A 26,133-nucleotide genomic window follows, 5' to 3' on the forward strand; every position below is an offset into this window, starting at 1 on the left:
TAAAGACTTGTTACTGCAGCGCGAGCGGATAGGCCCACACGCCGGGCTCGTCGCCGTGGGGGGCGAGGTAGACGAGGCCCTCGTCGGACAGCGAGGCGAGCGCGGTGACGCCCTCGGCGATGGTGGTGTAGAGGCCGTCGCTCGGGTCGACGAGCTTGAGGTCGTAGGCGTAGGCGCCGGCGTGGCGCGAGCCGTCGAACGGGGCGCCGGGCAGCTGGCGGCCGTAGAAAGCGAGGAAGTAGCGGTCGTCGGCGAGGCGGGCGGCGCTGCTGCTGGCGCGGGCGACGAGCTGCCGGCGCGCGCCGGTGGCCAGGTCGACGCGCCAGAGCACGCCGGTGTAGGAGGTGCCGGGGTCGGTGGCGAAGTACTCGACGCTGTCGCCGTCGACGCGGCGCAGGCGGAGGTCGCCGGCCGGGCCGCGGTACCACTCGCGCAGCGCGCCGGTGAGCGGGTCCCACAGCGCCTCGACGTGCTCGGGCTCGTCGGCGAGGACGAGGTTGAACTCGCCGCCGAACGAGCCCCGCGGCTCGCGGTGCGCGGGGACGGCGAGCGCGGCCCCGGTGTCGAGGCGCGCGGCGGCGACGAGCGGACCGCCCGGCCCGGGCAGCGCGGCGACGCTGCCGTCGGCGGTGACGAGCACGCGGCCGAGCTCGGGCTGCTCGGGATCGCGGAACCACGACGACTGGGCGAAGTCGTTGACCGCGACCGCCACGTCCGCGCCGGTGGCGAGGTCGCGGAGGAAGATCGTCTCGGCGACGTCGTCGCCGAGCTCCTGCCACAGGACCTTGCCCGGGTCGGCGCGGATCGGCGTGAAGTGACGGACGCCGGCGAGCAGCGGCTCGCTCGCGCCGGTGAGCGGGTCGACGCGGCGCAGCTCGCCGCTGTCGTCGTGGAGGAGCAGGGCGTCGCCGAGCAGCGCGTAGTCGACGACGGCGTCGCCGAGCAGCAGCGCGGGGACGTCGACGTCGCCGGCGTGGGTGTAGATCGCGCGGGTCTCGCCGCCGAGGCCGGCGGCGAGGTAGACCCGCGCGCTGCCCTCCTGGCGGAAGGCGAAGGTGGCGAACGGGGACGACAGCTCGCCGGTGAAATTGAGGGCTGTCCCTTGAGGCAGGCCGGGGACGGGCCGCGGCTCGTCGTCGCCGGCGACGTCGAGGCGGTCGACGACGTGGCGGGCGCCGAGGGCGTCGTTGGCGTAGAGGACCCGGCCCGCGGGCGTGGCGATGCTGAACGGGTTGTGCAGGCCGGGCGCGAGCGAGGGGAACTCGGCCAGCTCGCCGTCGCAGCGGTCGAGGCGCCAGTAGACGCGCCCGGGGTCGTCGAGGGCGTCGAAGGTGAAGAGGAGCTGATCGCCGAAGCGGTGCAGGCCGTACCAGGTGTCGGGGTCGGCGACGAAGCCGGGCGGGGCGGCGACGAGGCGCGTGGGCTGGTCGATCGGACAGGCGCCGGCGAGCGCCTCGGGCACGTCGCGGACCGGCTCGTGGCAGGCGGCGACGAGCGCGGTCAGGGCGGCGAGGCGAGTGGAACGATGGGACATGGTCGATCGGTCAGATGAGTCGACCGCGGGACCTACACGTCGGGCGCGGGGGGACAGTGCGAGGGTGCGCCGCCGTCGGGCATGATCGCGGTGGCGAGGTCAGGCCAGTCGGGGTCGCAGGCGGCGGCGTAAATCGGGGCCGGGAGGCCCGCGAGGCGGCGAGGCGGCGAAGTCCGGCGATCGCACCGGCGCCCGCGAGTGCGGGCGGTTGGCCCTCGGCGGCAGACGCCGCGAGCGAGCCAGAGAGATGCGCCGACGAAGCCACGATCTGAGGGTGGCCCGTGGCCGCGCGCCGGGCAAGTGTCCGCGGCCGATCGAGAGCGCGCGGGAGGTCGGCAAGACCCTGGAATTGCGCGGCGTGCTGCCTGCTCGCGCCTCGCAGCCCGCGGCAGCGCGAGCGAGGACCACGCAGTCCCGGTCGCGGCGGCGTTTTGTTTATTAAACGGCGACGGCCCGCCCCCGGGGGCAGGCCGCCTGTGCGCGCGAGGTCGGGATCGGCTCAGCGATCGCGGTCGGTGGCGCCCATGCCCATCTCGCTGATGTCGACCTTCATGCCGCCCGAGGGCTTGCTGAGCCACGACCCGACGGACTTGTAGTGGACGCCGAAGGCCGCGCAGGCGGCGAGGAAGATGAAGACGAAGTAGAAGATCGAGGCGCTGTTGCCGATGACGTGGATGTAGCGGAGCTGAAGGTTGATCGGCAGGTTGCTGGCGTCGCTGGCGAGGCCGAAGGCGAGGACGAGCACGCCGAAGGCGATCATCATCAGGCTGTAGATGTTGGTGTGCGTCCAGCGGCCGACCTGGCCGCGGTCGTCCTGGCGGAAGCGCTCGAGGGCGAAGCGGATGATCGGGTGGGTGATGAGGTAGAGCGCGGCGAACATGCCGTCGAACACCTTGAACGGCAGGAGCGCGTAGAAGATCGTGAACTGGATCAGGTGGGCCGTCAGCGCGTAGAGCTGGGTCGGGTGGATCTTCACGCCCTGCAGCTCGGGGCGGAAGCGGACGACCTTGGAGTGCGGGCTGGTGTAGGCGACGCCGAACCGGCTGTCGGTCGGGCGGCCCCAGCAGCAGCCGTACACGTAGCAGCCGAGGCGGCAGATCGCCTCGCCGAGCGGCATGCAGAAGCCGGCCGCGTCGAGCAGCGCGAGCAGGCTGATGCCGGTCGACCACGAGTAGCCGGCGAACGCCATCATGCCGCCGAAGATGCCGCCGTGCAGCATGTAGCCCGGCTTGAGCAGGGTCTGCAGCGGCTTGCGGAACAGCTCGCGCCACTCGAGCAGGATGCTCGTGAGCCGCGAGACCATGAGGATCGAGGGGATGGCGAAGAACAGGTAGAAGCCGGCGGTGCGGGCCGTGTCGGCGCCGACCATGCCCATGTACCAGGTCGCCGTGGACACGCCGACGAGGAACGCGAGGCCGGCGATCATGCCGTAGGTGACGAAGATCCAGTCACCGGCGCGGAACAGGATCGTCTTGTTGTGGAAGTCGCGGAGGAAGGCGAGGAGGCCCGTACGCGGGGTCTCGAGCTCGACGCTTGCGTGGCGGGTCGTTCCAGACATGGTCGGCGGCAAGGTACCCGCAGGCGCCCCTCGGCTCAAGTCCACGACCGAAGCGTGCCCTCGTCGGGGGATCCCCTGAGGCCCAGGATCCACGGTCGGCTTTTATTCCCGCGACATCGGCCCCGCTCCCGTGAATTCGTGACCGCAGCGTGACGCGGGCGCGGACCATTCGAGTGACCTGCCGCACCGCCGCGGTTGTTATACGCCTGTCCAAAAAGCCCGGTCGGCGCGGCCACGCACCGGGGCAAAATGGCGCGCGAAGCAGCTGTCTTTTGGGGCAGGTGAATGGCCGCGGCGAGGGCCGCGATTAATTTCTGTCCTTCGGGGCAGGTTCGGCAGGGGCCGGGGCGGAGCGCTCGAGCACGTGGGCGAGCTCGCCGAGGCGCCGCTCGAGGCGGGCGCTGAGCGGCAGGCGGAGGTCGGAGCGCGTGGCCTGGAGCTCGCCCCAGATCTTGCTGGCGTCGGCGAAGAAAGTGGACGACGCGTCGCGGTCGCCGGAGGCGAAGGTGGCGGCGGCGGCGGCGGCGAGCGCCTCGGCGTGGGCGAGGGTCGAGGGGCCGACGTAGGCGATCGCGTCGTCGTAGAGCTTGCCGGCGGCGATGACGGCCTCGAGCGGCTCGCCGGCGGCGATCAGGATGTCGACGGCGAGGACGCCGTCCTCGAAGACGGCGAGGCTGTCCTTGTGGACAGCCATGGCGCGGCGCACCGAGGTGAGCGCGCGGTCGGGCTGGCCGAGGGCGAGCTGCTCGCGGGCGAGGCCGCGGAAGGCGTCGCCGGCGAGGCCGGGCTCGCGCGCGAGGTCGATGGCGGCGAGCGCCTCGAGGCTCTGGCCGCGGGCCTCGGCGTAGCGCTGCTGGGCGCACAGGAGCGCGCCGTGGAGGATGAGCCAGCGGGCCCGCTCGGCCCCGCTGGCGCGCGGGCCGAGGCGGTCGAGGTCGCGGGCGAGGACCTGCAGCTGCTGCAGCGCGGCCGGCTGGTCGTCCTGGCGCAGGGCGAGCTCGATGGCGAAGGCGCGGAGGGCGTCGCGCCCGGGGTCGGGGCCGGCGTCGCCGGCGTCGGCGAGCCGCGGGCCGAGCTCGGCGCGGACGACGTCGACGAGGCCCATGGCGGCCTTCTGGCGCAGGAGCGGGAGGTCGCCGGCCGGCGTGGGCTCGGGGCTGCTCGGGTCGAGCACGACCGCCGGGGCCGCGGGCGCGGGAGGCTTGCAGCCGGCGAGGCCGGCGGCGAGCAGGAGTGAGGCGGTGAGGCGAGCGTGCACGTGGCGCTTCAATCGTAGTAGTAGCGATTGTATTTGAGACTGTAGCCGACGGTGGCGAGGCGCAAGCTGCCCTGGTCGAGGGTGAACGGGTAGGTGCGCGTGACGGTGGGCGTGCGCAGCGTCAGCTGGCCGGTCACCGGGCCCTGGCCGGCGAGGCGCGAGACCTCGATCGCCAGGGTCTTGCGGACGCTGCGGTAGACCAGGGTCTCGGCGCCGGCCGACTCGGCGACGGCGATGCCCTGGGGGCGCAGCGCGCTGAGGCGCCGGCCGCTCGGGTCGACGACGGCGATGTCGACGTCGCCGGGGCCGGTGAACACGAGGCTGGCCTGGAGCTCGGCGCCGCCCGGCAGGTCCGGCGCCTGCGGGCGCAGGGTCCCGAGGTCGAGGTCGCGGACCGCCCGGGCGATCTCCGGGGTGCGCGCGCGGGCGGCGTTGAGTGTCTCTCGGGCCATGTCGTTTTGGCCCTGTCCCGAGAGGCAGCGCGCGAGGTCGACGCGATAGCCGGCGCGGGCCGGGTCGATGCTGACGAGGGCGCGGCGGTGGGCGCAGCTGCGGGCGAGGTCGCCCTTGCCGGCGAAGCCGTCGGCGAGCTGCTTGTGGAGCTCGCGGTCGAACGGCTTGACCTCGGCGGCGGAGGCGTAGGCGCGCGGGGCCGCGGGGTCGGAGCGGGCGGCGAGCAGGTCGGCGACGGCCATGAGCGCGGGGGCGTGGTCGGGGTCGGCCTCGGCCCAGGCGCGGGCGTAGGTGAAGGAGTCGGGGGCGCCGGCGCGGATGGCCGCCTGGACCAACTTGCGGTGGGCGGCGCGGCTGGTCGGGTCGGCGTCGACGCTGCGGCGCAGGCCGTCGATCGTCGCCAGGTTGCCGGCGCTCGGGGCGGTGGCGGGGCTGACCTTCCAGACAGGTGTGGGGTGGCGCGGGCGCGGACCGCCGTAGCCGCGGCCGACGCCGCTGCTGCTGCTGCCGCCGCCGCCGGCGATCATGGCGTCGTCGCCGCCCCAGGAGCTGTCGGCCTTGGTCTTGGCGGCCTCGGCGGCCTTCTTCGGCGCGGCCGGCGGGGTCGACGTCGGGGCGGGGCGCGAGGCGGCCTTCTCGGCGGGGGGCGTCTCGTCGAGGTCGATGCCCGCCTCGGCCTCCTCGGTCGGCTCGGGCGCGCTGGCCTCGGTGCGCTCGCGGCGGCTGTCGTCGCGGGCCTCGTCGGCCGGCGGGTCGTACACGGCCTTGTCGGCGGTCTCGCCCCTGGTCTTCCTCGGGCTGGAGGCGGCGTCGGCCAGCGGCTCGGCGGACGGCGGGGCCGGCGGCGGCCTGGACTCGGCGGCGCGCGCGGGGTCATCGTTGCTGTCCTTCGGGACAGGTTGAGACGCGCTCGCCGGCGCCGGCGCGGTGGTGACCGGGACGCCGCCGGTCGGGGCCACGGTGCCCTTGGCGTCGGCCTTCGGCGCGTCGAGCTGGCCGTTCCAGCCGGTTGTCCGGCCCGACTGGCGCACGACGTTGAACTCGCGGTACATCGCGTCGTTCTCGAGCACGAGCAGCGCGGTGTAGCGCGACAGCACGGTGTACTGGCGCGAGAGGTCGATGATCTCGGCGCGCGCGGCGTGGCCGCGGCTGGCGGTGAGGGCCTCGATCTCCTCGCGGACCCAGGTGCGCGGGAGGTGGGCCCGGCGCGAGGCGTTCGGGCCCGGGACGGCCTCGAGGTCGACCTGGATGCTGTCCGAAACGACCTGTCCGTTGGGACCGGTGGCCTGGATCGTCAGCGGGCCGTGGACCGGCTGGCTGAGCTTGCCGACGAGGGTGATGGTCTCGCCGGGGCGGATGCCGGCGATCTGCTCGGGGTGGCTGTAGACCATGCCCTCCGGCAGGCTGATGTCGACGTTGCGGGCCACCGGCAGGGCCGCGCGCACGCCGAGCTCGCGCGCGAGGCCGCGGAGGTCGTCCTTGGCGTCGGCGCGGAGCAGGTCGCCGCCTGTCTTTTTGGCCAGGGCTGAAAGGACGGTCAGATCGGAGCGGGCGCCGAGGGCCACGGCCTGAACGCGGGTGCCGAGCAGCGGGCGCTCGAGGTCGCGGAGCAGCTCGTCGGGGGCCAGCGCGCCGGCGCTGGGGCTGCCGTCGCCGAGGTAGACGATGACGCGCTCGGCCTGGGCGGCGCGCGGGTCGGCCGCGTCGCTGCCGAGCGCGGACGCGGCGGCGCGCATCATGCCGCCGATGTCGCTGGCGCCGGCGAGGACCTGGGCGTCGAGGAAGCGCTCGGCCTCGGCGAGGTGCGAACCGCCGGCGGGGCCGAGGCCGCCGGGGGCGACGTCGCAGGCGGCGTCGCAGGCGAGCACGGTCATGCGGTCGCCGTCGCGCAGGGTGGCGGCGGTCGACTGCACGAGGCTGCGCGCGACGGTCCACAGGTCGGCGGTGGTGCTGTGGCTGCGGTCGAGGACGAAGGCGACGTGGCGCGGGCGGTCGCCGGCGGTGAGCTTCAGATCTGGCTTGAAGGCCAGCATGAAGTAGGCCTGGCCGTCGCGGTCGAGGTGGGTCTCGGTGTGGACCCGCTGCTCGCCGGCCGGCAGCGGGATGTCGACGCCGAGGTCGTGGACCGGGCGGAACCGCTGCTGGCGGGTGGCCAGCTCGACGCGGCCGTCGAGGTCGCGCCGCTGCAGCGCGGCCATCGGCGTGACGAGCTCGCCGGTGGCCGGGAGCTCCGACTTGTCGACGTCGATGGCGAACTCGAAGTTCTCGATCTCGGTGCCGCTGGCGCCGCTGCTGGCGCCGGTCATCGGGTAGCGGTAGCGCAGGTTGTCGCCGACGACCGGCAGCACCTGCGTGTAGCTGAGACGGATCTTGCGCTCGCCGCGGCCGGGGATCGGGAAGATCTTGAGCTTGAAGATGTTGCCGCGCTCCCACTCGAGCAGGGCCGGGTCGCGCGGGATGGTGGCGTCGACGATCTGGCGGAAGATCTCCCGGGCGCGCTGCTTCTCGAGCATCTCCGCGCTCATCCACGTGTTGCCGACGAGCAGCTGCAGCCCCGAGATCGAGGCGTCGGCCGGGAGCGGGAAGCGATAGGTGCCCTCGAGCACCTCGCCGGCCTCGTTGTAGAAGGTCTGCTCGATCTCCGTGCGCGCGATCCGGCCGGAGATCGAGACGTGGACCTTTTGATCGACGAGCGCGAGCTTGTAGAGCTCGGCCTGGCTGCCGGCGCGGCGCGCGGTCAGGCTGCCGACGCCGGGGGGCACGCCGTCGGCCAGGCGCGCGGCGGCCTCGAAGGCGCGCGACCACTCGGTGTCCTCGAGCGGGCGCATGCTGACCTCGGGCTGGGCCGGCTGCTGCGGGGCGAGCGGGGTGTCGACGTGGGCGCCGGGGCCGAGCGGGACGTCCTGGCCGCCGGTGCGCAGGCGGGCTGACCCATAGACCACGTCGTAGCTGCGGCGCTCGCCGCGGGCGAGGACGCGGGCCTCGCCGGTGGAGACGTCGAGGGTGTCGGCGCCGGCGCGCAGGGCCAGCGGCGGCTGACCCGCGGCGACGATGGCGACGAGCTCGCCGCGCTCGACGTCGAGAGCGCGGGCGTCGGGGCCGTCGGGGAGGGTGAGGCGCGTGTCCTCGTTGATCCGCAGGATGGTGCCGCCGCTCAGCCGGACCTCGACGATGGTGCCGCGCGGAACGACGAGGATCTGGCCGGCGCGCAGCTTGGCGCCGGGGCCGAGGAATGTCCCTTCGGGCAGGTCCTCGGTGCGCGCGCCGACCGGTCCGGAGAAGTTGGTGAGCTCGGCGACGGGCTCGCCCTTGACGGCGTCTGCCGGGGCGACGGGGGTACCTCCGGGGCCTACAGGGCCCTCGGTGGCGGCTGGCGCCGGCGGGTTGCAGGCGGTGACGAGCGCGAGGGACAGGGTCGAGGAGAGGAGGCGTCGCGCGTGCGGCATGGGTGGCTCCGGCGGGGCGGGGAACGTCCGCGGCGTGGGTGTGGTCTCGCCCGGCGCTAGGCCCGGAAAACGCGGGGCAGCGGGCCATCCTTACACACTCGGGGGCCTTCGCGGGGGGCGCACGGCGGGGCGAGGCCGCGCGCGCGCGCCTACATCTGCGTCGCGGCGATGATCCGTGCCGGATCTCGCCAAGTTATAGCCAGCCGCGGCGATGTTGCTTACTGTTAGCGACCCATGGCTTCGGCGAAGGAAGTCTTCCTCGCGCACGCGGACAGTCCGACCTACGACCCCACCGTGGCGGAGCTGCGCCGCAGCTTGACCGCGGCCAAGCAGGAGGCGCTCGAGAAGGCGCGCACGGTCGCGCAGGACGAGCTCAAGCAGGTGATGCCGATCCTGTACGAGCGGATCGTGGTGACGACGATCCAGATCGCGGCCCACGTCGGCCTCGGCGTCGGGCTCGCGCTCGAGGCGATCGACGAGGCCCGCAGCCACACCTCGCTGTCGCTGTTCTCGCGCGAGATCCGCGAGATGATGACCGAGACCGGCGTGTCGCTGAAGCGCCGCCACTCCAACCGGATCGCCAAGCTGGTCGCCGAGATCGAGGCGCAGCGGCTGGCGTGGCGCCACAACCACGAGTTCCTGTCGTGGCTGGCGTTCCGCCGCGACGACCCGCGCTACCCGCCGCACGACCGCCGCGAGCGGCTCGAGGCGTTCAAGCTGCAGCACCGGCTGCTCACCAGCCGCGACGCGGTGATCACCAAGCTCGGCGCGCCGCTGACGACCGCGCTCGAGGGCCACGACCGCTTCATGCTGGCCAACCGCTGGCGCCTGTCGCCCAACGCCGAGCACTCGGTCGAGCGCTACTCGTGGCCGCTCCTGTCCCTTCAGCCAGGTCCGGTGGCGATGCTGGAGTTCGCCCGCCTCGAGTACGACGCGTTCGTCGACGCCAAGGGCAACAAGGAGCAGGCGCAGGCGCTGCTCAAGAAGATCGCGGCGGCGGTGCACGACCAGCTCGCGGCGGCGCTCGAGCACCTGCCCGAGGACGCGCGCTCGGGGCTGATCGCGTAGCGCTGCGAGCCGGCGAGGGCTGCTCGCCGCGGTGAATCACTCGCGCACGTCGGGGCAGCCGGGCGGCAGCGAGACGCACTTCTTCTCGGGATCGTCGGGCGGACAGGCCCCGTCGATCGCGGCCCGGAGCTCGTCCGAGACGTCGTAGCCGCCGGCGCGGCGGGCCTCGTCGCCGAGGCAGAGGTCGATCATGTCGAAGCGCCGCGGCAGCTCGTCGGGCGGGTAGGCGGCGATGTCCTTGTTCTGACAGAAGCCGGCGCGACACTCGAACTCGTCGGGCACGAGCAGGAAGTTGAGCTGCGGGCAGTCGGCGTCGGTCTCGCAGACGACGAGGCGGCTCCACCCGGGCACGAAGGACCACGAGCAGGCGCCGTCGAGCGAGATCATGCGGCTCCACGAGTAGCCGAACCCGGGGCGCTCGCCGGCGGCGCAGGCGGGCAGCGGCGGCGATCCGGAGATCCGCCGCAGCTCGCAGCCGCTGTACTGCGTGCAATCCCAGGCGAACACGGCCCCGCTCTGATCGGTGAGCCGCTCGGGGTTGAGCTCCTCGACCGGATCTTCGCCGATGATGCAGGCGACGCTGACGAGCGAGAGGGCCGCGAGACGGCGCATGGCGGCATCCTAGCACGCTCCCGAACGCAGGCGCGGCGGGCGGCCGGAGGGCCGGGAAGCGTCGTTCGTGCGCCTGTCGGCGCTCAGCCCCGCGGGTCGCGGCAGCCGGCGGGCAGGCTGACGCACGGGTCGTTGGACTCGCCCGGGCAGGCCTCGTCGATGGCGGCGGCGAGCTCGGGCGACGGCTCGTAGGGCTCGTAGCGCGGGATGTCGCCGAGGCAGATCAGCTCCATCTGCCAGCGGTTCGGCAGCTGGTCGAAGTGCTGCTCGCCGTCGACGTTCTTGCAGAAGCCGGCGTTGCACACGTAGCTGTCGTCCTGGATCGTCGGGCAGTCGGCGTCGGCCTCGCAGACGACGAAGCGACCCCATCCGGGGAATGAGACCCAGCCCTCGTCGTCGGCGCACACGGCCGACAGCTCGATCATGTGGCCCCACGAGTAGCTGAAGGTCGGCGTCAGCACCGGCCCGCAATCATCGACCGGCGCCGGCGGCGATTCGTCGAGCCGCGTCACGCGACAACGGAGGTCGTCGTCGCACTCCCAGCCGAACACGGCGCCGCTCTGGTCGGTGATGGTGCTGGGGTTGAGGGGCTGGTCCTCGCCCGCGCATGCCGGGGCGAGGACGACGAGCGAGAGGACGACGGTTCGCATATGCATACGCCCGGCACTACCGGGTGACCTGGGCGCGCATTCCCGTCAATGCACGCGGTCGAGCCGCTCGATGAAGGCGTTGATGTCGATCGGCGGGGGGAGCTTGGCGGCCTCGAACTCGTCGCGGGCGAGGACGGCGTGCGAGCGCGCGTGGTCGTACTCCGCCAGGCGGGCGTCCATGGTGGCGGCGAAGAAGTAGCGCAGGCCGCGGCGCATGAGGTCCTTCTCGAGCTCGACGTCGACGAGGAGGGCGTCGCGGCAGACGGTGATGAGGTCGTTCTCCTGCGGCAGGGTGACGTAGGCCTCGAGGTTGTCGAGCGCGGCCTCGAGCTTGTCGGCCACCAGCGGGCCCTCGAGCAGGATCGTCGGGAAGGCCGACTGGAGCAGGCGAATCGCGGCGCTCTGGCCCTCGGCGGCGAGGGTCATGCGCACCATGCCGAACAGCGACGGCAGGTGGGCGCCGTCGAGCTTGCGCGCGGCCTCGTAGAAGCCGCGCGCGGCCTTGAGGTCGCCCTTGTTGCGCGCGACCTCGCCGCGGATGAACAGCGCCTGGGCCTGCTGCGGGACGTCGCCGAGCTTCTTGTAGACGACCTCGGCCTCGGCGGCGTGCTTGTCGGCGGCCGCGAACTCGCGCTGCTCGAGGGCGATGACGGCGAGCATCGTGGCGATCGTCGGCTCGTCGTAGCCGCCCTCGCGCGCGACCAGGAGGAACGGCTTGGCGGCGGCGCCGGAGTACTCGCCCATCTGCACGCCGGCCCACAGGAACGCGAGGTCGGGGGTGAGGTGGTTCTCGGCGGCGAGGGCGGCGAGGTCGCCCTTGAGGATGCCCTGGGCCATGTCGGCGACCTCCTTCGAGGCCGGGCAGCGCGACACGTAGGCGGTCGCCCGCGCGCGGGCGATCCGCGCCTGGGTCTGGAGGATCGGCTCCTTGGCGGTGAGCGCGGCGTCGAGGTTGGTCAGCATGGCCTCGACGGCGATGTCGCCGGGGCCGAGCTTGGTGTCCTCGCTGTAGTCGCTCTTGCGCGTCGGCGGGGTCTTCGCGTCGAGGTCGACGAGCCGCCAGGCGACGCCGCGGATGCACGTGGTGAAATAGATCGCGGCGAGGTCGGCGCGGGCGACGGTGATCCAGTGGCGCCCGTCGCTGTCGGCCAGCGCGGCCAGGACCTCGTCGGCCGAGCGCGCCTTGCCCGACTGCAGCAGCTTGCTGGCCTGCTCGAGCGCGGCGACGGTGGTCGGGCCGGCGTGCGAGCGGGCGGCCTCGACCAGCGGGGTCAGCGTGAGCCACTCCTGCCACGAACCCATGGCCACCTGCGCGGCGCCGGGCTCGGGCGCGACGGACGAGCGGCCCTTGCAAGCTGTCCCGAGAGACAGGCCAAAGGCGAGCGCGACGGCGAGGGCGAGGCGGCGGGGCGGCACGGCTGCGAAGGGTAGCGCGCGGGCGCTCGCGACCCCGGGGCGGGAGGCGTGACGATCTTCACGGGCCTCTCGCCTGTAAGCCTCGCTCACGAGGGGGCGTTCGGGGCGCGAGGCCGGCACACCGGCCCCAACGTGCCCCCGGCGGCGTTCCGGGGCCTGCGGAGACCACACGACCATGCGACGAGCCAGCACTAAGACCTTCGGCCTGATGGCGACCCTTCTCCTCGGCGCGGCGGTGTTCGCCTGCGGACCGGGCGTCGCCGAGGCGCACCGGCCGTGGACCGACGCCGGGCAGATGGTGGCGCCGCCGTGGGGTCAGGACGTGTCGCTGACGATCGAGAGCGGGTACGGCGGGGCGCTGCCGACCTACCAGCACGGCGGCTCGGTGTTCGTCGCCGGGCAGATGGGCGAGCGCTACAACATCCGCGTCCGCAACAACTCGGGCGAGCGCGTCGAGGCGGTGGTGACGGTCGACGGGCGCGACGTGGTGAGCGGGCAGCTCGGCAACTACAAGACCCAGCGCGGCTACGTGCTCGAGCCCTACGGGTCGGTGCTGATCGAGGGCTTCCGCCAGTCGCTCGACCACGTGGCGGCGTTCCGCTTCACCGACGTCGGCAACAGCTACTCGGGGCGCTGGGGCACGCCGCAGCACACTGGCGTGATCGGCGTGGCGGTGTTCAAGGAGCACCAGCCGCGCAAGCTGCGGCGCCAGCCGCCGCCGCCGATCGCCACCCGCCCGTACTACGAGCCGTACTACGGCGATTACGACGCTCGCGGCGCCGGGGGCGGCCCGCCGCCGCCGGCCGACGCGCCGAGCGCGAGCAAGAGCGCCCCGGCCGCGCGCGCCGGCGGCTACGCCCAGGACGAGGCGGCCGCCGAGTACAACCGCAGCCCGCGGCTCGGCACGCAGTACGGCGAGACGACCCACAGCTCGGTGCGCGAGGTGACGTTCGAGCGCCGCCACAAGCGCCGGCCCGACATCATGATGACGGTCTACTACGACAGCGCCGAGAACCTGCGCGCGCGCGGGGTGATCGTCGACCCGTACTTCGCGCCGCCGCCGCCGCACGACCCGCGGCCGTTCCCGGCCACCGGAGAGCGCCACAACCAGTACGCGCCGCCTCCGCCGGCCCGCCGCTACTGACGCAAAGGGAATGTCGATAGGGACATGGGTGAGGGGACAGGTTCGAAAGGGCCTGTCCCCTTTGACATGTCATCGGGGCCAGGCGATCAGGGGAAGCCGATGTAGTGGCGGCTGACGAAGCCGAGGCCGGCGCTGCTGGCGTTGGCCAGCAGCGCCCACAAGAACGCGCGCTGCAGGCCGCAGCTGCGCAGCAGCAGGGCCTCGACGCCGACGGCGAAGCTCTCGGCGGCGAAGAAATAGATGGTGTAGCGGTGGTCGACGAGGGCGGGCCAGCGATAGCCGAGGTCCTCGTAGGCGCGCGAGTAGAACACCGCGAAGAACACGAACCACACGTAGGGGTGCGTGAGCGCCGAGGCGAGGAAAGCAAGCCCCACCCGCTGAGGCCAGCGGAGCACCACCGTGCGGTCGGGCCCGCTGAGCGCGCGCAGATAGATCGGCACCTCCACCAGCTGGGTGAAGGCGAAGGACCAGAACCAGCGGCCGATCGTCACGCGCGCGCAATGTACCAGGCGCTCGCGCCGATGAGCGGGGGGGGAACAAGGTTGTCGCTGACGGTCGCTGCTGTTATCGTCCGCGCGCCGGCCGTCTCGGCCGTCAGGAGCAGTCTGCCCATGAAGCGCCTCTCGATGTCCCTCTCGTCCGTGTTCGTCGCCGTCGCCACCGGCTGCGGCATCGGTCCGGAAATCGACGACTTCAATCAGTCCGCCGTCGCCGCCGCGGTGGCCGACTGCCCCTGCGGGCACATCGGCTACTCCTCCGAGGAGGAGTGCCGCGCCGAGGCGCCGCCGACCGCCGCGGAGCAGGCCTGCGTCGAGGCGCTGTTCAAGAACATCGAAGGCGACTACGAGCCGCACCTCGTGTGCCGCACCGGCGCCAACAACCGCTTCGCCAACTGCCTCACCAGCAAGACCTGCAGCGACCTCGCCCGCCTGGCGTGCCTGACCGACTACGCCGACGAGGTCGAGGACTGCCCGGCTTTCCCGGCCGACGTCCAGCAAGAGCTCACGGAGTGCCAGACCTGAGCGCCATGCGCCGCGCCGCGCTCGCAGCCGCGATCGATCACACCCTGCTGCGCGCGACCGCGACGGCGGCGCAGATCGAGGTGCTGTGCCGTGAGGCCCACGAGCACGGGTTCTTCAGCGTGTGCGTGCAGCCGTGCCGGGTCGCGCTGGCCCGGCGCACGCTGACGGCGCTGGCCGCGAGCACGCGCGTGTGCACGGTGATCGGCTTCCCGCTCGGCGCCAACACGCCGGCGATCAAGGCCGCCGAGGCGGCGCAGGCGCTGGCCGACGGGGCCGACGAGCTCGACATGGTGATCGCGCTCGGGCCCCTGCGCGACGGCGACGAGGCGGCTGTCCTCGCGGACATCCGCGGCGTGGTCGCTGCCGGGGCGGGGACGCACCTGACGAAGGTGATCCTCGAGACGGCGCTCCTGACCCCGGAGGAGATCGACGCGGCCTGCCGCCTCAGCGTGGCCGCAGGGGCGCAGTACGTGAAGACCTCGACCGGCTTCGGCCCGGGGGGAGCGACGGTCGCGGCGGTCCAGCGGATGCGCGCGGCGGTCGGGCCGGGCTTCGGGGTCAAGGCCAGCGGCGGGATCGCCGACGCGGCGACCGCCCGGGCCATGCTGGCCGCCGGCGCCTCGCGGCTCGGCGCCAGCGCCTCGGTGGCGATCGTCGCCGGCTGGGACGAAGATGTCCCCATCGACAGGGTCGATCGGGCAGATCAGGAAGGCACATGACGCAAGGCTACGAGTCCGCCACGGTCGTCCGCGACGCCGAGGGCCGCCAGTATCACATCGCCCTCAAGCCGGGCGAGGTGGCCCGCCACATCATCCTCGTCGGCGACCCCGAGCGCGCGCGCCGGGTCGCCGGCACCTTCGAGTCGATCGAGCTCGAGCGGACCAACCGCGAGTACGTCACGATCACCGGCCGCCACCAGGGCCTGCGCGTCAGCGTGATGGGCACCGGCATGGGCGCGGCCAGCACCGAGATCGCCATCGTCGAGCTGACGCAGTGCGTCGAGCGGCCGGTGATGATCCGCTGCGGCAGCACCGGGGCGCTCCAGCCGGGCATGGCGCTCGGCGACCTGGTCATCTCGCAGGCGTCGCTGCGGCTCGAGAACACCACCCGCTTCTACGTCGACGACGGCTACCCCGCGGTCGCCGACCCGCAGGCGGTGATGGCCCTCGCGGCCGCCGCCGACGCGAGCGGCCAGCGCTACCACGTCGGCGTCACGGCCACGTCCCCGAGCTTCTACGCCGGCCAGGGCCGCGCGGTGGCCGGCTTCGCGCCGCGCGAGCCCGACATCGTCGAGCGCCTGGCGCGGCAGGGCGTCAAGAACCTCGAGATGGAGACGTCGTGCCTGCTGACGCTGGCGACCCTGCGCGGGTTCGTGGCCGGGGCGGTGTGCGCGGTCTATGCCACCCGCGGCGACGACGTGTTCATCTCGCCTGCGCAAAAGGACATGGCCGAAAAGGCATGTGTGACGACCGGCCTCGGGGCGCTGCACCTGCTCGACGCGATGGAGCGGGCCCGCGGTTCGCGGCCGATCTGGCACCCGGGCCTCGAGCTGGCGGAGCCGACGCGCTGAGGCCGCGCCGCGGCGCAGGCGGTGCGGGCGCGGCACGGCCGAGGCCCGCGCACACGATCGCGGGCCGGCGATCGACGCGTTCGTTTCTCGGCTCGCCGACCCGAGGTGAGGCGATCGACGTCCTGGCGGGGTCGACGCCGCGCGCGATCGTAGGCTTGGCCGGATGTCGCCTGGCCACCCCAGGAGCGTCTTCACGGCCGAGCTGTTGCTGCTGATCGGCCTCACGATCGTGGCGCTGCAGGCCCGCGCGCTGCTGCGGGGGCGCGCGTCGCTGCTGCAGGCCGTCCACGACGACGTGCTGGCGGCCACGCGCGCGGCCGCGGCGGAGCTCGACCGGCAGCACCGAGAGTGCATGGGGGTGGTGCGGGCCGTGGCGGCCGACCTCGACGCGGGGCGGCTGTCGCTGGCGGGCGTCGAGCGCCGGCTCGCCCAGGAGGTCGCGGAGCAGCCGCAGGTGTTCGGGCTCGTGGTCGCCTTCGCGGCGTCGGACGGGGCGGTGCTGATGCCGGCCAACATCCGCCGCGAGCGCGGGCGCGTGACGGTGCGCCTCGATCGCGGGGCCGACGACGTGCGCCGCACCGACTGGTTCCAGGCCGTGGCCGCGCACCCCGAGCCCGGCTGGCTCGGGCCGTTCCGCGGCCCCTTCTCCGGGCACTTCATCGCGCTCTACTGCGAGCCGTGGTCGCCGCCCGCCCGGCGAAGCGCGCGCGGGCACGTGTGCGCCAGCCTGTCGCTGCACGACGTCGAGGCGCAGCGGCAGTCGTTGCCGTCGGGCCGCTTCGGCTACTCGTGGGTGCTGTCGCACGAGGGGCGGTCGCTGGCGCATCCGAAGGTCGACTGGGTGCGCGCCGCGAAGACGCCCGAGCAGCTGGCGGAGGAGACCGGCGACGGGCGGCTCGCCGAGCTGAGCGCGAGGATCGCGGCCGGCGCGGCGGGCACGCTGCTCGCCGACGATCCGCTGACGGGGCGGCGCGCCGAGATGATCCAGGAGCCGATCGCGGCGTCGGGGGGATCGCTGGTCGCGGTGATCCTGCGCGACGATGTCCTCGCGGCCGAGCCGTCGCTGCGGCGGCTGCAGATCGAGATCGCGGCCGCGGTGCTGGCGACGTTCACCGCCGTGAGCGCGGTCCTGCTGGGAGGACGGCGATGAAGCCGTGGCGGCTGTCGTTCGCGGCCACCGTGCCGTTCGCGGCCGGCGTGCTGTTCGTGTGGCGGCTCGAGCTCGCGGGCATCGACCCGTCGCGCGCGACCCCGGTGATCGACGTCGACGCGGTCGATCGCTTCGTCGCCGAGAGCGCGCGCCGCAGCGGCCGGGTCGGCATGCCGGCGCCGGTGCGGATCGAGACCGGCATCGAGCTGCACGCGATCGTGTTCCCCGGCCCGCACGAGACGATCCTGACCGGGCACCTGTGGCAGCTCTACCCGCCGTCGTCGCCGCGGCGGCTGTCGCGGGGGGTCGTGTTCCCCGACGCCGTCCCGCTCGACGACGACGTCATGCGCCGCGCCTGGCGGGTCGACACGCCGCGCGGGGAGGTCGTCGGCTGGTACTTCCGGACCACGCTGAACCGCCGGGTCGACTACGCCAAGTTTCCCATCGACGAGCGCCGGGTGGTCCTGCGCATGTGGCACGCCGACCCGACCGAGGACGTCGTGCTGGTGCCGCACTTCGCGGCCTATCACGCGATGTTCCCGGCGCTCCGACCTGGCCTGAGGGACAGGCTTCAGGTGCCGGGCTGGACGGTCGAGTCGAGCGAGTTCTCGCTGGCGACGACGGAGCGGCGGACCGGCTTCGGCCTGCCCGGGTTCGCGGCCGAGGGCGAGGTCCCGGAGCTCGGCTTCGAGGTCCGGCTGACGCGTAACTTCACCGACGCGTTCGTCTCGAACCTGCTGCCGCTGATGATCGTCGCCATGCTGCTGTTCGGCGTGCTGATGACGGCCAGCCTCGACAAGGACAAGGCCGAGCGCCACGGCTTCACCAGCTCGGCGGCCTACGCGACCAGCGCGGCGCTGCTGTTCGTCGCGCTGGTCGGGCACCTGCAGATCCGCCAGGAGGTGGCGACGCCGCAGATCCTCTACATCGAGTACTTCTACTTCGTCGCCTACTTCATGATCCTCGCCGTCTCGGTGGTGGTGTTCATCACCGCGACGCCGGGGCCGCACTCGCGGTTCATCGCCTACGGCGACGTGCTGCTGCCGAAGGTGCTGTACTGGCCGCTCAGCTTCGCGCTGTTCTTCGCGGTCACGGTCCGCGTGTTCTACTGAGAGATGGTCACGGCTTGAAGCCGGCGACCTTCATCGCCGCGTCGAAGTCGTCGTCGCAGATCGAGAAGAACTGGCCGTCGAACGGCTGGGCGAACTCCAGCAGGCGCGCCGGCGGGTAGGCCGCGAGGTCGCTGGAAACCAGCGGATCGGGGGCGGTGCAGCCGGGGCCGATGCCGAACAGGTCCTGCTCCTCGGCGTTGGGGTGGTCGGCGTAGACGAGCGGGACCTCGCCGGTCTCGAAGTCCTGCGGCACGCCGGCCAGGCCGATGACGCGCACGGTCGCGCCGCCGGTCTTGCTGGCCTGGATGCCCTGCAGGAACTGCACGTACTTCGACAGCGGCTGCAGCACGGCCTCGCTCGGGTCGCCGGTGATCGCGCCGGTGACGTCGTGATTGGTCGCGTGGCACTCGGTGTAGGTCCCCGGGCCGCCGGTGCAGGTGACGCCGGCGTTGAAGCACACGGCGCTGGTCGCGTCGGGACGGTCCGGGTCCTCCCAGAAGGTCTTGTTGGTGGTGAAGATCTCCGAGAACTCGGGGACGTAGCTGCAGTCCATCTCGTCGGTGATGAAGACGATCCGCAGGTCGGCCTCGGGGCGGAGGAAGCCGTAGTTGGTGGGGCTCCCGGGCAATGCGGTCTGAGCCAGCGCGAGGTACATGCTCTCGAGCGGCGACTCGAAGCCGCAGCCGGACACGCCCTGCGGCAGCGTGCAGGCCAGCGCGTCGGCGAGGCCGGCGGCGACGTTGAGCTGCCCGTTCGTGCGCTCGAGCCAGTTGCGCGGCTTGGGGTCGGGGTCGTCGGCGGTGGCGGTCGGCGCGACGATGAAGTCCGCGGGATCGATCGTGCAATGATCGGTGCACGCCTCCGAGTAGTCCTGCATGTTGAAGGTGAAGTCGCCGAGGGCGACGGCCGCGTGGCAGCTGCGCATGACGAACTTGCCGCCCTCGGGGGTGGTCTGCGCGGCCGGGCAGCGCGGGTTGGCGGCGTCGGTGGTGGTGACGGCGATCCGCAGGTCGAGGCCGTCCAGACCCTCGAGGAAGGAAGGGATGCTGGCGACCAGGCGGCTCTGGTGATTGGCCATGCTGCCGGAGTTGTCGATGACGAACAGGACGTCGACGGCGGTCACCGGCGGCTCCGGCTCGCCGGTCGTCGAGTCGGTGGGATCTGCGGTGGTGGTCAGACCGGGCGGGTCGCCGGTCGAGTCGCCGGTCGGATCGCCGGAGGTGCCGGGGGGGTCGTTCCCGGTGTCGTCGCCGGTGAGGCTGATGCCCTTGAGCTCGCAGGCGGCGACCAGCGGGACGAGCAAAGAGAGGGTGAGGGGTAGGCGTGTCATCGATCGGGCTATGGCCGCGGCTCGCCGATCTCGTGCGACGAATTGCAGGCCGCCCTCGCTCGCTCGCGCAGGGGGGAATGTGGGTAGTCGACGAGGAAGGCGTCGACCTCGCGGCGCGCGTCGCTCGGGCGCGCGAGCAGGCACAGGGCCTCGATCCGCCGCAGGCGCGCCTCGGGCACCAGGGACCCGCGCGGGTGCGCGACGAGGTAAGCGTCGGCGTGGCGCAGCGCGGCGACGCCGTCGCCGTCGCGCACGGCCTGGCCGGCGGCGCGCACCGTGGCGAGCTCGCGCGCGAGGTCGGCCTCGTCCCCTGGTCTTTCGGGCATGACTGAAGGTGCAGATCGCGGCGGCGCCGGCTGGGCGGCCGGCGCCGCCGGTGGGATGTCCGCAGGGACAGGTGGCGCCGGGATCAGCGAGGGGCGCGGCGCGGGGGCCTGCACCGGCTGCTCGCGCGCGTCGGGCTCGTGGAGGTAGGGCGCGGCGGCGGCGGCGTCGCGCCCGCGGGTCGAGAAGCGCTCGGGCCAGACGAAGCGGGCGGTGATCAGCGCGACGGCGGCGGCGGCGAGCAGGCCGTAGGCCCACACGCGCGAGGGGGACGCGGAGCGCGGGGGCGGCTCGGCGAACGCGAGCGCGGGCGCGGGCTCGCCGGCGTCGATGCGGCGGACCAGCCGTTGCCAGTTGTCGGCCGCGGCGCGCGGGGGCGGGCCGTGCTGCGCGCGATAGGCGAGCAGAAGATCGCGCGGGTCGTCATCGGGGCTGGCCATGGGTCCTCCGCAGTTCGGGGGCGAAGCGTCGCACGGCGCGGTCGAACAGGGCCCGCGCGGCTCGCAGTCGCGAGTAGACGGTGTTGGTGTTGACGCCCGTGGCCGCGGCGATCTCGGGCGCGGTGAGGAACTCGATCTCCGCCAGCATGAAGACCTCGCGCTTGTCCTCATCGAGGGTGGCGAGGAAGCGCTCGACGAACGCGGCCGCCTCGGCCTGCGCGAGCGCCTGGTCGGGCTCGACGGCGGGCGGCGGGTCGGGGACGGCGCGCAGCCGTCTCTCGGCGCGGGCGGTGCCGCGGCGCAGGTCGGCGGCGACGCGGCGGGCGATCCCGTACAGCCAGCTGCGCATCGAGCCGGCGCGGTCGAAGTCGTCCCAGCGGCGGTAGACGACGAGGAAGACGTCCTGGACCTTGTCGTCGACGGCCTCGGCCGGGACGCCGAAGTAGCGCAGCATCCGCCACACGAAGTCGTGGTGTTCGCGGAAGACGACGGCGAACTCGGGGGCGACCCCCGAAGGACCGGACCGCGCGGCGAGCGGAGGCATCTCGAGCGGGGATTGGCCGCCGCGCTCCGGGTCCGTCATGGAATTCGCAGCTGCACGCCGAGCACGGCGCGGAAGGCGGCGGGGTGGGCGCGAAACACCGGTCCGACGCCGTCGAGGACGAACAGCGGGCGCACCAGCGCGACCACGGCGTCGACGCCGAGAGTGACCGCGACCCGCCGGGCCACCGGGACGGCCAGCTCGGGCCCGACGACCGCGGCCAGCCACGGCTGTGCGCGCGTGCGCGCGGCGCCGGTGCCGAAGGCGGCGCCGAGCAGGGCCCCGGCCTCGAGGCCGCCGCACGCGGCCAGCTCGAGGCGCGGGCGCAGGCCGGCGACGCCGCAGGCGCGGATCGAAGCTGTCCACAAGGACATGCGCGCGCCGGGCGGCCGCTGCGGGTCGGGACGAGCGTCGCGCGGGACGTAGCCGGCGAACCCGAGCTCGACGCGGAAGGCCCGGCGCATGACGCCGAGAGCGAGCGCGAGGCCGCCGGTCGGGCCGGGCAGGCTGCCCTGGTCGAACACGCCGGCGAGGCGCAGCGAGGCGCGCGGGCGATCGGGGGGCGCAGGCGCGGGCGCGGGCGGATCGAGCGGGTCGGCCGGCAGCGCGGGCGCGACGGGCGGGTCGAGCGGGTCGGCCGGCAGCGCGGGCGCGACGGCGGGAGCCCGGGCGACGGCGGGCGCGGGCGAGAGTGTACTTTGAGTCATGTCCTGAAGAGCAGGATCTTCAGGCCATGTCCCATCGGACTCGGGCGGGAGCGCGGGCGGGACCCCGGCGCGGGCCAGGGTCGGGTCGGCGGCGGTGGCGAGGATCTCGGCGGTGGCGTCGGCGAGCACCTGGCAGCCGCGCGCGCGCAGGGTCCGGCGGTCGAGGCCGGCGTCGCTGTGCAGCTCGAGGTCGAGGCGGAGGCCGCGGGGCTCGCGGGTGACGACGGCGCGGGCGCGGACCCGCTCCTCCGCCGGACCGGCGCCGGCGGGGCGACTGACGAGCCGCGCGGCCGCGGCCGCGACGGCGTCCCGCGGCGGGCAGTCGGCCGGGGCGACCCACTCGAGGTCGACGTCCGCGGGGGCGAGCGCGGCCGCGAGACCGAGGACGAGGACGGGGACGAACACCGCGGGGGAGAGTATCGGGTCTCGCGGGGGTCTGCACGCCGGGCTCGCGGCGGGCAGTCGTCCGGATGACGCGCGCGAGAGATCTGTCCGAAGAGACAGGCCGGCCGTCGACAGCGGGGCGGCGGTTTCCTACTGTGTGGGGGTGTCGGTTCCTGATTCGCTGCGTATTTCGGGTGTATGTGTCGCGCTGTCGTTGCTGCCGCCGGGCTGCGGCGACGACGGGGCCGGCGCGACGGCGACCACGCCGTCGACGGCGACGACGACGACGCCCACCTCGCAGACGAGCGAGACCGCCGGCACCTCGACCGACGTCGTGCCGACCGAGGGCGGTAGCACGATGGGCGGCACGCAGAGCACGACCGCGGCCACCGATACCGAGACCAGCGCGACGAGCCACGTGACCGACACGGACACCGGCCCGTCGACCGAGACGGCGACGACGATGATGGTCGGCACCGACGCGACCACCGACACGACCGGCCCGTCGTGCGGCGCCCCGCTCGGGTGCTCGGACGACCTGCAGTCGGTCACGTGCCTGGGGGCGCCGGTCGAGGCGTGCGCGCCGGGCAACTACTGCGTCGACGGGGCGTGTACGCCGCTGACGCCGTGCGAGGCTGCGGAGCTGCTGAAGGGCAGCGAGGGCTGCAACTTCTGGTCGGTCAAGACCGAGCTGATCCCCGATGTCGTCGGCGCCTGCTTCGCCGCGTTCGTCGCCAACACCGGGGACGAGCCGGTCCACATCAACGTGGAGTTCAACGGGCAGATGCTGCCCGTCGCCAACTTCGCGCGGATCCCCCAGGGCCAGGGCAAGGACATCGTCTACGGCCCCTACGACGTCGACGCCGGTCTGCCGGCCGGCGAGGTGGCGATCCTGTTCCTGTCCCGGGGGCCAGGATTCTTCCCGGACTGCCCGGCGCCGGTCGGCGTGGGGATCGAGACCCAGGTGGTCGGGACGGGCCGCGGCCGCGGCTTCAACATCACCACGGACCGGCCGGTCGCCGCCTACCAGATGCTGCCGTACGGCGGCGGCTCGGTGGCGGCGACGTCGGCGACGCTGCTGCTGCCGACCAGCGTCTGGGACACCAACTACATCGCCGTCAACGCCTACCGCAAGAGCCTGGACGTGCCCGAAGCCAACCCGCTGACGGTGATCGTCGCCGACGAGGACGGCACCGAGGTCACGCTCGACCCGAAGGTCGCGGTGGTCGGCGGCAACGCGGTCCAGGGCGGGCCGGCCGGGGTGCCGATCGTGTACACGCTGAAGCGCGGGGAGACGATCCAGATCCAGCAGCCGCAAGAGCTGACCGGCTCGCCGCTGGCGGCCAACAAGCGCGTCGGCCTGTTCGGCGGGGCGAGCTGCCTGAACGTGCCGGTCGACAAATACCCGTGCGACGGGGCGCACCAGCAGATCCCACCGGTCAAGGCGCTCGGCAACGAGTACGTGGCGGTCCGCTACCGCAACCGCACGAACCAGGAGGAGTCGCCGCCGTGGCGCGTGGTCGGCATGGTCGACGGCACGCAGCTGACGTGGACGCCGCTCAAGCCGGCCGGCGCGCCCGACACGCTGGCGCTCGGCGAGGTCGCCGAGTTCAACTCGAACGGCGGCTTCACGGTGCACAGCCAGGACATCGACCACCCGTTCTACCTGGCGGCGTACATGACCAGCGGCGACCCGTTCGGCGGCATCGGCGACCCGGAGTGGGTCAACGTCGTGCCGGCGGCCCAGTACCTCGAGAGGTACGTGTTCTTCACCGACCCGACCTACTCCGAGACCAACCTCGTGGTCGTGCGCACGCAGAAGAACGGCGCGTTCGCCGACGTCAACCTGAGCTGCGCCGGCCCGCTCGGCGGCTGGCAGTCGCTCACCGACGACTATCAGTTCACGCGCGTCGACCTCGTCACCGGCGACTTCCAGAACGTCGGCAACTGCTCCAACGGCCGCCACGAGATCTCGAGCCCCAACCCGTTCGGCGTGACGGTGTGGGGCTGGGGCTCGCCGGACACCGTCGGCTTCTCGACCGAGTTCGTGTCCTACGCGTACCCGGCCGGCGCGGCGCTCAAGGCGATCAACGACGTGGAGATCATCCCGCAGTGACTCGTGCCGTCATGACCCGCGCTCGAGGATCTCGCGCGCGCGGGTGATGGCCTCGGGCGTGCCGGCGAGCGCGAGCACGTCGCCGCTGGCGAGCGGGGCGTGCGGCGCGGGCGAGGTGTCCGACGTCGATTGGCGGCGGACCGCCATCACCGTCGCGCCGCAGCGCTGGCGCAGCTGCAGGTCGGCGAGCGTGCGACCGACGGCGAAGTCGTCGGCGTCGAGGCGCAGCGGCGCGAGGTCGGGGAAGCCGGGCAGGAGCTCGTGCATGGCCGGCAGCGGCGGGTGGGCGCCGCTGCCCTCGTGGCTCTGCTTGGCCAGCATGGCGACGATGAGCTCGGTGCCGGCGCGCACGTGGCCCTGGAGGTTGGCGAGGCTGCGCCAGCCGTCGTAGAGGAGCACGGCGGCGACGACGGCGAGGACCACGAGGATCGAGCTCAGCGGCACGAAGGGCTGGACGATGGCGACCAGCGGGCCGCTGACGGCGAGGGCGAGGGCGACCTCGAGGGCGACGGTGAGGGCGCTCCGCGGCGCGGCCCCGAGGTCGGGGCCGTCGTCGGCGTGCACGGGCACGACGATGCGCGCCAGCGTGCGCGCGGTGGCCCGCAGGTGGCGCAGCACGCCGAGGAAGAACAGCGCGACGATCACGAGGGTGAGCGCGATCCACAGGATCTCGACCAGCGAGGGCGGGAGCAGGAAGCGGCCGGCGAAGAACTCGACGACGTTCCAGTGGATCACGTACGCGCCCGCGGCGGTGGCGACCAGCAGCGCGGCGTCGACGACCAGCAGGATCACCGACTTGCGCACGCGGCTCCACACCGTGACCGCGCGCGGCGCGGTGCGCAGCCGCTCGATCCACGACTCGTAGAAGTCGACGAAGGTCTGCAGCCGGCCGGGCAGGTGCCGCTGCAGCGCGTCGGCCAGCGCCTCCGAGCGGCGCACCAGCAGCGGGGTGCTGATCTGCGTCAGCAGCGACACGCCGACGATCACCGGGAACATGTCGGGCTCGAGGATCCCGGCGGCGATGGCGAAGGCGACGATGATGAACGAGAACTCGCCGTTCTGCGCGCAGCCGAGGCCGGCGCGCACTGCGTTGACCAGGCCGTTGCCGGTGAGGAAGGCGCCGGTGGTGACGCCGACGACCTTGCCGACGATGACGACCCCGGTGAGCGCGAGCACCAGCGGCCAGCGGGTGACGATCTCGAGCGGGTCGGACTGCATGCCGACCGAGACGAAGAACACCGAGCCGAAGATGTTGCGCAGCGGCTGCACGTGCGGCTCGATCTTCGTGCCCTCGCCCGACTCCGAGACCAGCATCCCGGCCATGAAGGCCCCGAGCGCGATCGAGTAGCCGGCCGCGGCCGCGAGCGAGGTCATGACGAAGCAGACGGCCATGCTGGCGATGAGCACCGTCTCCGGGCGCTCGTGCGCGGCGGCGCGGCGGATGAAGCGCGGGACGACGGCGAGGCCGAGGGCGAGCAGCGCGAGCAAGAAGCCGATCAGCTGGCCGACCGACAGGGCGAAGTCGCCGGCCGACAACCCGCTGCCGCTGGCGACCGCGGTGAGCAGCGCGAACACGAGGATCGTCAGCATGTCGTCGAAGACGAGGATGGCGAACGCGAGGTCGACGAAGCCGGCGCGCTGGTTGTGCTCCTCGAAGGCCTTGGCGGCGATCATGGTCGAGGAGCTGGCGATGCACGCGGCGACGAACAGGCTCTGGAATCGGTCCCAGCCGAACAGGCGCGCGCCGCCGAAGCCGAGCGTCATCATCAGCGCGACCTCGAACAGCGCGGTGAGCCCGGCGGCGGGGCCGATGCGGGCGATCTTCCGCAGGTTGAACTCGAGGCCGATGGTGAACATCAGCATGATGACCCCGAACTCCGAGAGGTCATGGGTGAGCTGGTTGCTGTCGCCGCCGACGTCGATGCCGGGGACGTAGGGGCCGATCAGCACGCCCGCGAGCACGTAGCCGAGGACCGGCGGCTGGTTGAGCCGCTGCGAGATCATGCTCGTGACCGTCGCCGTCACCAGGATGACGCTCAGATCCTGTATGTAATGGACGACGTCGCCTGGCATGCCGAAACGCCGAGGTATAGCGCCGCGGGGCGGCGCGGCCCGGCGAGCGCGCCGCATCGCCGCGGAGCAGGCGATGACGGCGAACGATCGCCGCCGCGGGCGAGACGGACGGACGGGCGCGCAGGCGGCGGATGCCGCTCGCGCGGGCATCCTCCGCGTAGCGAGCCGTGGATCGAGGTGTCGTCGACGGCCGTCGAGTCCGCCGGCGCACGGGCGCGTGCGCGC

General features: G+C 73.2%; 21 protein-coding genes. 8 read left to right on the forward strand and 13 right to left on the reverse strand.

Annotation, left to right across the window (positions count from 1 at the left end):
* Window positions 1-10: 10 nt before the first annotated feature.
* The 4 genes from K7C98_RS35420 to K7C98_RS35435 all read right to left on the reverse strand — a co-directional run bounded on the left by K7C98_RS35420 (window position 11) and on the right by K7C98_RS35435 (window position 8,249).
* Window positions 11-1,534, reverse strand: a complete 1,524-nt coding sequence (locus K7C98_RS35420; RefSeq protein WP_224196289.1) for a hypothetical protein — start codon at window positions 1,532-1,534, stop codon at window positions 11-13.
* A 499-nt stretch (window positions 1,535-2,033) separates the two neighbouring features.
* Window positions 2,034-3,092, reverse strand: a complete 1,059-nt coding sequence (locus K7C98_RS35425; protein WP_224196290.1) for a prolipoprotein diacylglyceryl transferase — start codon at window positions 3,090-3,092, stop codon at window positions 2,034-2,036.
* Between the two features lie 307 nt (window positions 3,093-3,399).
* Window positions 3,400-4,350, reverse strand: a complete 951-nt coding sequence (locus K7C98_RS35430; protein ID WP_224196291.1) for a tetratricopeptide repeat protein — start codon at window positions 4,348-4,350, stop codon at window positions 3,400-3,402.
* An 8-nt stretch (window positions 4,351-4,358) separates the two neighbouring features.
* On the reverse strand, window positions 4,359-8,249 hold the full coding sequence (locus tag K7C98_RS35435; RefSeq protein WP_224196292.1) for a VIT domain-containing protein: 3,891 nt from the start codon (window positions 8,247-8,249) through the stop codon (window positions 4,359-4,361).
* 234 nt (window positions 8,250-8,483) lie between these two features.
* Between K7C98_RS35435 and K7C98_RS35440 the strand changes: the two genes are divergently transcribed.
* Window positions 8,484-9,317, forward strand: a complete 834-nt coding sequence (locus tag K7C98_RS35440) for a hypothetical protein (protein WP_224196293.1) — start codon at window positions 8,484-8,486, stop codon at window positions 9,315-9,317.
* A gap of 36 nt (window positions 9,318-9,353) precedes the next feature.
* Here K7C98_RS35440 and K7C98_RS35445 read toward each other — a convergent pair whose 3' ends face one another.
* The 3 genes from K7C98_RS35445 to K7C98_RS35455 form a co-directional block, all read right to left on the reverse strand.
* On the reverse strand, window positions 9,354-9,929 hold the full coding sequence (locus K7C98_RS35445) for a hypothetical protein (protein WP_224196294.1): 576 nt from the start codon (window positions 9,927-9,929) through the stop codon (window positions 9,354-9,356).
* Window positions 9,930-10,012: 83 nt separating this feature from the next.
* Window positions 10,013-10,585, reverse strand: coding sequence for a hypothetical protein (locus tag K7C98_RS35450; protein ID WP_224196295.1), 573 nt, complete (start codon window positions 10,583-10,585; stop codon window positions 10,013-10,015).
* Between the two features lie 39 nt (window positions 10,586-10,624).
* A complete protein-coding gene (locus tag K7C98_RS35455) occupies window positions 10,625-11,995 on the reverse strand; it encodes a hypothetical protein (protein ID WP_224196296.1) in 1,371 nt (456 codons plus the stop codon).
* Between the two features lie 208 nt (window positions 11,996-12,203).
* Between K7C98_RS35455 and K7C98_RS35460 the strand changes: the two genes are divergently transcribed.
* On the forward strand, window positions 12,204-13,139 hold the full coding sequence (locus K7C98_RS35460) for a hypothetical protein (RefSeq protein ID WP_224196297.1): 936 nt from the start codon (window positions 12,204-12,206) through the stop codon (window positions 13,137-13,139).
* A gap of 86 nt (window positions 13,140-13,225) precedes the next feature.
* On the opposite strand, the gene K7C98_RS35465 is transcribed toward K7C98_RS35460, so the two are convergent.
* Window positions 13,226-13,630 (reverse strand): hypothetical protein, encoded by a 405-nt coding sequence (locus K7C98_RS35465; RefSeq protein ID WP_224196298.1) that lies wholly within the window; start codon window positions 13,628-13,630, stop codon window positions 13,226-13,228.
* A gap of 120 nt (window positions 13,631-13,750) precedes the next feature.
* Here K7C98_RS35465 and K7C98_RS35470 point away from each other — a divergent pair, with 120 nt between their 5' ends.
* The 5 genes from K7C98_RS35470 (at window position 13,751) to K7C98_RS35490 (ending at window position 17,993) form a co-directional block, all read left to right on the forward strand.
* Window positions 13,751-14,161 carry a hypothetical protein gene (locus tag K7C98_RS35470; RefSeq protein WP_224196299.1) on the forward strand — a complete coding sequence of 137 codons (411 nt, stop codon included), beginning with the start codon at window positions 13,751-13,753 and terminating at the stop codon, window positions 14,159-14,161.
* 5 nt (window positions 14,162-14,166) lie between these two features.
* On the forward strand, window positions 14,167-14,880 hold the full coding sequence (deoC, locus tag K7C98_RS35475; RefSeq protein WP_224196300.1) for a deoxyribose-phosphate aldolase: 714 nt from the start codon (window positions 14,167-14,169) through the stop codon (window positions 14,878-14,880).
* Window positions 14,877-15,731, forward strand: coding sequence for a nucleoside phosphorylase (locus K7C98_RS35480; protein ID WP_224196301.1), 855 nt, complete (start codon window positions 14,877-14,879; stop codon window positions 15,729-15,731). Before deoC ends, K7C98_RS35480 begins: the two co-directional genes overlap by 4 nt.
* A 163-nt stretch (window positions 15,732-15,894) precedes the next feature.
* Window positions 15,895-16,881, forward strand: coding sequence for a PDC sensor domain-containing protein (locus K7C98_RS35485; protein WP_224196302.1), 987 nt, complete (start codon window positions 15,895-15,897; stop codon window positions 16,879-16,881).
* Entirely contained in the window at window positions 16,878-17,993 is a 1,116-nt protein-coding gene (locus K7C98_RS35490; protein ID WP_224196303.1) for a hypothetical protein, read from the forward strand. Before K7C98_RS35485 ends, K7C98_RS35490 begins: the two co-directional genes overlap by 4 nt.
* Before the next feature lie 7 nt (window positions 17,994-18,000).
* Here K7C98_RS35490 and K7C98_RS35495 read toward each other — a convergent pair whose 3' ends face one another.
* The 4 genes from K7C98_RS35495 to K7C98_RS35510 are packed head-to-tail and all read right to left on the reverse strand — an operon-like array spanning window position 18,001 to window position 21,740.
* Entirely contained in the window at window positions 18,001-19,323 is a 1,323-nt protein-coding gene (locus K7C98_RS35495; protein WP_224196304.1) for a hypothetical protein, read from the reverse strand.
* A gap of 8 nt (window positions 19,324-19,331) precedes the next feature.
* Window positions 19,332-20,087 carry a hypothetical protein gene (locus K7C98_RS35500; protein ID WP_224196305.1) on the reverse strand — a complete coding sequence of 252 codons (756 nt, stop codon included), beginning with the start codon at window positions 20,085-20,087 and terminating at the stop codon, window positions 19,332-19,334.
* Window positions 20,071-20,670, reverse strand: a complete 600-nt coding sequence (locus tag K7C98_RS35505) for an RNA polymerase sigma factor (RefSeq protein ID WP_224196306.1) — start codon at window positions 20,668-20,670, stop codon at window positions 20,071-20,073. The genes K7C98_RS35500 and K7C98_RS35505 overlap by 17 nt, the downstream gene beginning before the upstream one ends.
* Entirely contained in the window at window positions 20,667-21,740 is a 1,074-nt protein-coding gene (locus tag K7C98_RS35510) for a hypothetical protein (protein ID WP_224196307.1), read from the reverse strand. The genes K7C98_RS35505 and K7C98_RS35510 overlap by 4 nt, the downstream gene beginning before the upstream one ends.
* Before the next feature lie 142 nt (window positions 21,741-21,882).
* Between K7C98_RS35510 and K7C98_RS45200 the strand changes: the two genes are divergently transcribed.
* A complete protein-coding gene (locus tag K7C98_RS45200; RefSeq protein WP_224196308.1) occupies window positions 21,883-23,835 on the forward strand; it encodes an IgGFc-binding protein in 1,953 nt (650 codons plus the stop codon).
* Window positions 23,836-23,844: 9 nt separating this feature from the next.
* On the opposite strand, the gene K7C98_RS35520 is transcribed toward K7C98_RS45200, so the two are convergent.
* Complete coding sequence (locus K7C98_RS35520) at window positions 23,845-25,908, reverse strand: cation:proton antiporter (protein ID WP_224196309.1); 2,064 nt, start codon at window positions 25,906-25,908, stop codon at window positions 23,845-23,847.
* Window positions 25,909-26,133: the final 225 nt, after the last annotated feature.

The sequence above is a fragment of the Nannocystis pusilla genome (genome assembly GCF_020073745.1).
GTDB lineage: Bacteria > Myxococcota_A > Polyangia > Nannocystales > Nannocystaceae > Nannocystis > Nannocystis radixulma.